This window comes from Pseudoclavibacter sp. RFBB5 (genome assembly GCF_002931555.1).
Lineage (GTDB): Bacteria > Actinomycetota > Actinomycetes > Actinomycetales > Microbacteriaceae > Pseudoclavibacter.
This window is the reverse complement of sequence record NZ_PSTZ01000009.1, coordinates 177,920-186,943: the sequence shown is the minus strand read 5'-3', so window position 1 is coordinate 186,943 and position 9,024 is coordinate 177,920. Positions and strand designations below refer to the sequence as shown.

Genomic DNA, 9,024 nt, shown 5'->3' with positions numbered 1-9,024 from the left:
AAGGGCCACTTGACTGGCAGCGCTTGGGGAGCGGAGGCGCGAAAGGGCACTTTGACTGGCAGCGATCGGTCGGCCCAGGGGCTGCAGGACGAGGGCTCAACGCCACTCGGTGATCAGGAACCCTGTGGATACGGTCGTCTCCACAGGTGATGATCGCATTCCGAGATGCAGGCAACGGCGAACTTAGCGTCGCGGCATGCGCACACCTCGACCTCTGCCGGAGAACCTCACGACGAGCGAGGGCTTCTCGACCGCACAAGCCGTCGACAACGGAGTCTCCCGGAAGCGGATGAGGGCGAGCGATCTCGTCGCATCACATCACGGCATCCGAGTATCCGCTCGGGATCTCAGCCCGTATGACCTCGACGAGAGCTTTGCACGGGCGGGGCTTGGGGAAGGGCAGGCGCTCGCAGACGTGTCGGGAGCGCGCTGGTGGGGCCTCCCGCTGCCAAGAGCCCTGGAGGATGAGATGGTGACACACGTCGCAGTCGCACAGCCGGCGCATCCGCCAACTGGCAAGCGGATACGCGGGTATCGACTCGACGCGAGGCGCTTCGAGACGTCCGAGCACAGAGGAGTGCTGACGCTGTCTCCGGCCACGCTGCTCGCGCAGCTCGCGGGGCGGCTCGATCTGACGCGGACGGTGGTGTTCGCGGATGCGCTGCGCACGTCGTTCGAGTGCTATCCGGGCCGAAGCCCCCTCGCGCCGATGCACTCACTCGGGGAGCTCCGTGAGGTGGCGAAACGCTGGAAGGGACGCCCAGGGGCCGCGAATCTCCGAGCAGCGCTCGAGCTTTCGCGGGAGGGATCGGAGTCGCCCAAGGAGACCGTGCTGCGGTTGCTGATCCTTTGGGCCGGGTTTCCCGAGCCGACGATGCAGCACAGGCTCTCCGTGCCCGGCTACGGCAACGCGCGTATCGACCTCGCCTACGTCCGACACAAGATCGCCATCGAATACGAGGGTGAGGGGCACTTCCTCGATGCCGCCGCCGCGCGCCGAGACCTGGAACGAACCGAGGCGCTGCAGCGGGCCGGCTGGCGAGTGATTCGAGTGACAGACACGGACCTGCGGTGGCCCCGAAACCTCTTCGAGAGCATCCGCCGTGCCCTCGCGGAGCGCGGGGCCGTGCAGTGAACGCTGCCAGTCAGATGGCCCTTGAGGAGGGGTGAGAAGGGCCACTTGACTGGCAGCGCTTCGGCGACGCAGACGCTGAAGGGCCATTTGGGTGGCAGCGATCGCGGGGTGAACGTCTCGAGCTCGCGCGGAACTGGCGATGCAGCGAGCCTGCACGGAAACGGCGACGCCGCCTGCGGATGCAGACGGCGTCGCCGGGCTTGGAGGTGAGGATCCGCTAGTCGAGGCCGGGATCGAGGACCGCGTGGTCGACCGAGATCGTCGGGATGGACGCCGTGATGACGGAGCCGTCTTCCCGGATCGAGCCCTCGATGTCGCTCAGCGTCGGGTACCCCTCGAGCTCCTGCACGGCGCAGAGCTTGACGGTGGTCGGCTCGCCCGGGGCGATCGCGACCCGGCGGCCGCGCACGAACACCTCAGCGCCCGAACCCGTCTCGGCGGTGAAGGTCATCGAGTCCTGCTCCAGGGCGACACGGATGCGCGACCCGCGCAGCGTGAGGCGGAACTCGAGGCGCGGCCAGTCCGCGGGGAGGCGGGGGTCGAAGGTGATCTTCCCACCGTGGTCGCGCATCCCGCCGAAGCCGTAGACGAGCGCGCTCCAGATGCCGCCCGTCGAGGCGATGTGGATGCCGTCGCTCGTGTTGTGGTGCAGGTTCGCGATGTCGACGAACAGGGCCGTGGAGAAGTAGTGCTCCGCGAGATCCGCGTAGCCCACCTCCGCCGCGATGATCGACTGCACGACCGCGGAGAGCGACGAGTCGCCCGTGGTGAGCGCGTCGTAGTACTCGAAGTCCTTGCGCTTCTGCTCCGGCGTGAACTCGTTGCCCTGCAGGAGCAGCGCGAGCACGACGTCGGCCTGCTTGAGCACCTGGAACCGGTAGATGACGAGCGGGTGGAAGTGCAGCAGCAGCGGGCGCTGCGACGGCGGCGTGTTCTCGAGGTCCCACAGCTCCTTCTCGAGGAACTGGGCGTCCTGCGGGTGGATGCCGAGCTTCTCGTCGAACGGCAGGTACATGGCCTCGGCGGCGGCTGCCCACTCGACGAGCTCCTCCTCGGCGAGGTGGAGGCGCATGGTGAGGCGTTCGAATGAGGCCGGGTCGGTCTCGCGGAGCCGCTCGCAGGCGGTGTAGGCCGCGCGCAGGTTCGCCTTTGCCATGACGTTGGTGTACAGGTTGTCGTTGACGACGGTCGTGTACTCGTCGGGGCCGGTGACGCCGTGGATGTGGAAGTGGTCGTCTCCGCCGGTGCGCCAGAAGCCCAGGTCAGCCCAGAGGCGGGCGGTCTCGACGAGGATGTCGATGGCGCCCTGCGCGAGGAGCTCATCGTCGCCCGTGGCTGAGACGTACTGCATGAGGGCATGCGAGATGTCGGCGTCGATGTGGTACTGGGCGGTGCCGGCTGCGTAGTAGGCGGACGACTCGAGGCCGTTGATGGTGCGCCACGGGAAGAGGGCGCCCTTCTGGTTCATCTCATGCGCGCGCTGGCGTGCCGCGTCGAGCATCTGGTGGCGGAAGCGGAGCGCGTTGCGGGCCACATTCGGGGCCGTGTAGCTGAGGAACGGGAGGACGTACACCTCGGTGTCCCAGAAGTAGTGGCCGCCGTATCCGGAGCCGGAGACGCCCTTGGCCGCGATGCCGCCGCCGTCGGTGCGGGCCGTGGCCTGGGCGAGCTGGAAGAGGTTCCAACGGGTCGCCTGCTGGTACACGGGGTGGCCGTGGATGATGATGTCGCTGCGGTCCCAGAAGTCGTCGAGCCACTCGCGCTGCCACGTGTAGACATCCTCGACCGGGATCTCACGCATGCGGTCGAGGGTGCGGTCGGCACGGTCGGCGAGCTCGCGCGTGGGCACGCTCTTCGACGTGTGGTACGCGACGTGCTTGATGATGCGCACTGGCATGCCCGGTTCCGCGCGAACGCGGAAGGCGGTCTCGGCGAAGTCCGCGTCGACGCGGGTCGTCGCATCCCACTCGTTGTCGGTGACGATGTCGTGGTCTGCCGCGACCGCGATGGTCATGCCGGAGTGCGTGGTGCGGTAGGCGAGCATCGAGCGGAGGCCCTCCTCGCGTGCGATGCGGGACTGGAGGACCCGGTCGGTGAACGATTCCGCCTTGCGCGGGTCGAACGCGACCTCGGTCTCCTTCTTGCCGCGCTGGAACTCGTCGCCGCCGTCCTGGCGGTTGATGATCTGGCTCGAGAGCAGGATGGACGCGCCGCGGTCGACCATCTCGACCTCGTAGTCGAGGAGCATGTAGTGGCGGTCGGTGAACGACACGAGTCGGTGCGAGCGGATGCGCACGTGCTTGCCCGACGGCGTGCGCCAGTCGAGCTCGCGGGTCAGGACGCCGTCCTTGAATGACAGCACGCGTGAGTAGGAGAGCAGGTCGGCTTCGCTGATGACGAGCGGCTCGTCGTCGACGAAGAGGCGGATGATCTTCGCGTCTGGCACGTTGACGATCGTCTGCCCGACCTGGGCGAAGCCGAACGCGTCCTCTGCGTGACGGATGGGCCACGTCTCGTGGAACCCGTTGATGAAGGTCCCGTACATGTAGCCGTCGCGGCTCTCTTCGAGGTTGCCGCGGAGGCCGAGGTAGCCGTTGCCGGTGGCGAAGAGCGTCTCGACGAGACCCTGCGAGTTGGCGTCGAATTCGTGCTCGACGAGTGCCCACTCGTCGAGCGGGAAGCGGTGCCGGTCCAGCGGGTCTTCCGTGGAGAGGTTCATGCGTTGCCTTCCTTGCTGTCTGAAACGACAGCCTTGCTGTCTGAGATGACAGCCTTGCTGTCTGAAACGACAGCCTTGCTGTCTGAGATGACAGCCTTGCTGTCTGAGTTCGTGAACACCGGCACGAGCTCTGCGAGGTCGTCGACCACGGTGTCGGCCCCTGAGGACATGAGCTCTTCGTGGCTCGCCTCGCGGGACACCCCGATGACCAGGCCGAAGTCGCCGTCGCGTCCTGCCTGCACGCCGGAGTGCGCGTCCTCGACGACGACGCATTGCGCCGCGGTGAGGCCGAGCAGCTGGGCCGCGTAGAGGTAGGTGTCTGGTGCCGGCTTGCCGGCGATGCCGTGCTGTGCGGCGACGAGGCCGTCGACGACGGTCTCGAAGCGGTCGAGGAGGCCGGCTGCTGTGAGCACGGGCACGGCGTTGCGGGAGCTGGAGACGACGGCGACGCGCAGGCCGTGGTCGACGGCGGCGTTCAGGAACTCGACGGACCCCGGGTACGCCTGGACGCCGGTCTCGGCGAGTTCCGAGTTGAAGGTGTCGTTCTTGCGGTTGCCGAGGCCGCACACGGTCTCGAGCTCGGGCGAGTCCTCTGGGGTCCCGTTTTCGAGCGTGATGCCGCGGGAGGCGAGGAACGACCGGACGCCGTCGTAGCGCGGTTTGCCGTCGATGTAGCGCAGGTAGTCGTCGTCGGTGTACGCGGGGCCGACGCCCTTGAGCGTGAGGTAGTCGGTGAAGAGCCTCGCCCATGCGCGCATGTGCACCTCGGCGGTCGGCGTGATGACGCCGTCGAGGTCGAAGAGTATGGCTTGTGAACTGGTGAGCTGTGTCACGTCTCGAAGACGAGGAGCGATCATTGCATCCAACCTTGCATCGTTGGGTGGCGCCGTGACGCCGTTCTATGGTGCACGACAGAATTCACCGGTGTGCTCCTCCCTCGATGCACACCGCAGATCCCCGGCGCGGTGATCAATATCGTAGGGCGTCCTGGGGGTGGGATGCGTCCATTTTCGGACGATCCGTTCAGCCTGTTTCGTGGATGTGGCTGCGCTCCGCCTGACGGCTGAAGAGGGAGAGGATCTCGAGGGTCGTCGCGCCGTCGTTGGTCATGGAGTGCGGCCGGGTCGTGTCGAATTCTGCGGCTTCCCCTGCTTCGAGGATCGTGACCTCGTCGTCGAGCTGCAGGCGGAGTCGGCCGGCCAGGACGTAGCACCATTCGGTGCCTTCGTGGACTCGCAGCTGGACGGGCTTGTCTCGGTCTGCGGGCTTCTGCGGGGCGACGAGCACTTTGAACGCCTGCATGCCGTCGGTCGCGCGCGAGAGCGCGAGGTAGACGCGGTCGCCGCGTTTGACGGGCTTCGGGTGGATGCGCGGGTCGCCGGTGGAGGGCGCGCCGACGAGGTCGTCGAGCGGCACTCGGTAGCAGCGCGCGAGGGGCAGCAGCGCGTCGAGGGATGGCCGACGTCCGCCGGATTCGAGGCGCGAGAGCGTGCTGATGCTGAGGCCGGTCTCGTCGGCGACCTCGCTGAGTGTCATACCCCGCGCTTGTCGGATCTCCCGGAGTCGCGGCGCGACGCGGCTGAGCGCTTCGGGGATGCTGGCCGTCTGCTCCGAGATCGTGTCTGGTCCGGTGTGGGAGGTGTGGGCTGAGCCCTGCTGCGCATCCATCATGTTGCGAAGTTAGCAAACGATGTTGCGAAACGCGAGACCCGGCGCGGAGACTCGACGCATGACACATCAGGATGCGCCGCTGCGAGCGGCAGACACCGAGGCTCAGCTGTGGGACGCCGTCGTGATCGGCGCCGGCCCGGCCGGGCTGAGCACTGCGCTGACCCTCACGAGAGGGTGCCGACGCGTCCTCGTGATCGACCACGGAGTCCCGCGGAATCGCTTCACCGACCACATGCACGGGGTGCTCGGCCACGAGGGGCTCGCGCCCGGCGAGCTGCGCAGGGTCGGCAGGGCCGAGGTCGAGGCGCACGAGGGCAGCTTCGAGGATGCCCAGGCGGCGTCCGTGGACTCGGTCGCAGACGACGACGGCACCCGCGTGCGCATCGCGACGACCGATGGCCGGACCTTCCGGGCGCGTGCGGTGGTGGTGGCGACGGGGCTCCGCGACGAGCTCCCCAACGTGCCCGGATTGCGCGCGCTCTGGGGCCGTGGCGTGTACGCGTGCCCGTTCTGCGACGGCTACGAGCATCGCGACCGACCGATCGCCGTGCTCGCGAACGGCGACCACTCCGACATGAAGGCGCACCTCCTGCGCCAATGGAGCGCTGACATCGTGCTGCTCGTGAACGGCTCGTTTGCGCTCGGCGAGGTCGAGGCGAGGGCGCTCACCGCGCGGGGGATCCGCATCGAACGCTCCGGAGTCGACGAGGTGATCGCGGGCGACGACGATCGTGTGCGCGGCGTGCGCCTCGCGAACGGCACCGAGCTCGAACTTGAGGCGATCTTCACGAATCCCGCCTTCGTGCCGTTGACGGACTTCCTCGACGGGGCCGAGGTGCGCGGCCCCGAGCATCCGGACGCCCGCGTCTGGGTTGTCGGCAACGCGGGGGACCCGCGCGCCAACGTGCCCGTCTCGATCGGCCAGGGCGCGACGGCGGGAGGCGACGTCGCGTTCGCCCTGCTCATGGATGAGATCGCAGCGGCGACCGCGGGCGAGCAGCGGCCTTAGCCGCTGCTCGCCCGGCAGCTGACGAGAAGTCGCCTACTCCGACTCGCTGTCACCCTCGCCGGCCTGTGCGGGTCGTTCACCGCGCCGGCGGATGGCGGCCGCGGTGGCGAGTGCGCCTGCGGCCAGCACGGCGGCTCCGCCGATGGTCGGCGCGAGCAGCTCACCGCCGGTGGATGCGAGTCCGTCGGGCGTCGCGGTGGCGCTCGGGGATGCCGTGGCCCATCCGGGCGCCGAAGCGCTCGGCGTGGGAGTTCCGGTCGCGCCGGGTGTGCCCGTCGGGGAGGCGGTCGGCGTCAGCGGAGGGGTGGAGGTCGGGGCGGGAGTCGCCGTCGGGGACACCGTGGGCGTCGGCGTGACCGGCACCTCGATGAGCTGCTCCTTGGGAAGCACCTGCACGATGGTGGGCCGGGGGCCAGCGAACGAACCTGCCGGCGCGGGCGTTCCAGCCGCGACGAAGTCGGGGAACAGCGAGTTCTGCACCTCGAAGGAGCCGTCCTCTCCGGGGTGCTGGACGGCGACGAACACGTGGCGCTCGCTGTCGTGGATGACCGGACCGCATGTCTCGCTCTCGCGAGGCACGGCCAGGAACTGCTCGACGTTGCCGCGTTCCGGGCCCTCGAGCGTCACCCGGAACAGGCCGTCGTTGTAGCCGATCGTGCTCGGGGCGCCGTCGGTCGAGATCCAGAGGTTCCCGACGGAGTCGAACGCGAGGTTGTCCGGGCACGAGATGGGCGATACCTGCGCCGCGGGGAAGCCCGCGAAGTACGCCGACGAGTTCGTGGCAGGGTCGCCGCAGAGCACCAGCAGGTTCCAGGTGAAGCTTGTCGCTGTCTGGTCGCCTCCGGCTTCGGTGATCTCGACGACGTGCCCGTCGCGGTTCTCGGCACGCGGGTTGGCTTCGTCGACCCCCGCTCGGCCCGGCGTGCCACGGTTGGTGTTGTTGGTGCACGCGACGTAGACCTTCCCGGTGAAGGGGTTCGGCTCGACGTCCTCGCAGCGATCCATCTTGGTGGCGCCCGCGAGGTCTGCGGCGAGGCGCGTGTTGACAAGCACCTGGTCGACGGACATCCCGGCGATCTGCGACGCCCCGCCGACGACCAGCGGCAGCCAGGTGCCCGTGCCATCGAACGCGGCGTCGCTCGGGAGCGCGCCGGAGCCCGTGATCTCGGAGGCAGGGGAGTTGCCCGCGAACTGCGCGACGTAGAGGTCGCCGTTGGCGAGCAGCGTCATGTTGTGGGCGCGGTTGCCCTCGATGTAGGTGTCGCGGGAGACGAACTTGTACAGGTAGTCGAAGCGCTCGTCGTCACCCGTGTAGGCGACGACCCTGCCATTCGCGGCGATCGAGATGTTGGCGCCCTCGTGCTTGAGGCGACCGAGCATCGAGTGCTTCTTCGGCGTGCTCGTCGGGTCGAGCGGGTCGATCTCGATGATCCAGCCGAAGCGGTTGGCTTCGTTCTCGTACCCGGCGTTCCTCGTGTCGAAGCGGGGCGCATCCAGCTCCCAGCCGCGGGCGGTCTCGCTGTCGGAGAGGCCGTACCGCTTGTCTTCTGCTGAGACCCCGGGGGAACGGAAGTAGCCGTTGAAGTTCTCCTCGCCGGAGAGGATGGTGCCCCACGGGGTCGTGCCGCCCGCGCAGTTGCCCAGTGTCCCCTTGACCCAGCGGCCGGCTGGGTCCTCCACCGTCGTCAGGAGCGGCGACCCCGCGGCTGGCCCAGTGACCTCGTAGACCGTGTTGAGCAGGAAGCGGCGGTTGCGTTCGGCGCCGACGACGTAGCTCCAGGGGTGTTCGGCGGAGGTGCGCTCGAGCTCCACGACGGTGAGGCCGTGTGCGGCTCGGCTGACGGCCCGAACCCGCGCCTGCTCGTTCTCGAGCTGCGCCGCGGGGAACATGATGTTCTCGTTCGTGTACTCGTGGTTGACGAACAGCACCGCGCGCAGGCCGTCCGTGCCATCGAGCGGCAGGATGTCCGTGTAGTCGCAGTTGTAGCCGAACTGGCGGGCCTGCGCGGCCTCCGTCTGGTCCGCTGGGTCGAAGATCGGGCTGTCGGCGAAGAGCGGGTCTCCCCAGCGGATGAGGGCGCGCCAGTCGTAGCCGTCCGGCACCGTGAACGTATCGGACATGGCATCGACGGGTGAGATCGGGGTGAACTCGAGTGGCGAGGCGGCGGGACCGAACGGCGACGCGCTCGGGGCGGCCTCGGCGCGAGGCGCGGCGCTGAAGGCGAGGGTGATGGCGCCTGCGAGTCCGGCGCTCGCGCCGAGCATGGCGCGACGCGAAAGCTGCGCGGAAACGATGTCGCGGAAGTAGGCATTCGACGAGGTGTTGCAGACCTCACCCGTGCACGCGTTGGCGCACTTGAGGGCGCACGTCACGGGGCTGCGCTTGCCCTTCGTGTGCCCGAGCATCGGGAGGAACGTGCGGCGCGAGACATCGGTCATGGGAGAACTCCTTCGTCGGGGGACTCGACGAAGGCAAGCAGCGCGTGAGGA

The 9,024-nt window shown here is 68.4% G+C and carries 5 protein-coding genes and 1 pseudogene; 2 read left to right on the top strand and 4 right to left on the bottom strand.

Annotated features, from left to right (window positions below):
• Positions 1–196: 196 nt before the first annotated feature.
• A complete protein-coding gene (locus C5B97_RS14770) occupies positions 197–1,135 on the top strand; it encodes an endonuclease domain-containing protein (RefSeq protein WP_104312771.1) in 939 nt (312 codons plus the stop codon).
• A gap of 217 nt (positions 1,136–1,352) precedes the next feature.
• Here the strand turns inward: C5B97_RS14770 and C5B97_RS14765 are convergent, their stop codons facing one another.
• The 3 genes from C5B97_RS14765 to C5B97_RS14755 all read right to left on the bottom strand — a co-directional run bounded on the left by C5B97_RS14765 (position 1,353) and on the right by C5B97_RS14755 (position 5,525).
• Positions 1,353–3,854, bottom strand: a complete 2,502-nt coding sequence (locus tag C5B97_RS14765; RefSeq protein ID WP_104312770.1) for a glycoside hydrolase family 65 protein — start codon at positions 3,852–3,854, stop codon at positions 1,353–1,355.
• Entirely contained in the window at positions 3,851–4,711 is an 861-nt protein-coding gene (locus tag C5B97_RS14760) for an HAD family phosphatase (RefSeq protein ID WP_104312769.1), read from the bottom strand. Before C5B97_RS14760 ends, C5B97_RS14765 begins: the two co-directional genes overlap by 4 nt.
• Positions 4,712–4,877: 166 nt before the next feature.
• Entirely contained in the window at positions 4,878–5,525 is a 648-nt protein-coding gene (locus C5B97_RS14755; RefSeq protein WP_258068292.1) for a helix-turn-helix domain-containing protein, read from the bottom strand.
• Positions 5,526–5,583: 58 nt separating this feature from the next.
• Between C5B97_RS14755 and C5B97_RS14750 the strand changes: the two genes are divergently transcribed.
• A complete protein-coding gene (locus C5B97_RS14750) occupies positions 5,584–6,534 on the top strand; it encodes an NAD(P)/FAD-dependent oxidoreductase (protein WP_181027031.1) in 951 nt (316 codons plus the stop codon).
• 381 nt (positions 6,535–6,915) lie between these two features.
• Here the strand turns inward: C5B97_RS14750 and C5B97_RS14745 are convergent.
• Positions 6,916–8,973 (bottom strand): annotated as a pseudogene (locus tag C5B97_RS14745) (PhoX family phosphatase); the annotation flags it as partial.
• Positions 8,974–9,024 lie beyond the last annotated feature (51 nt).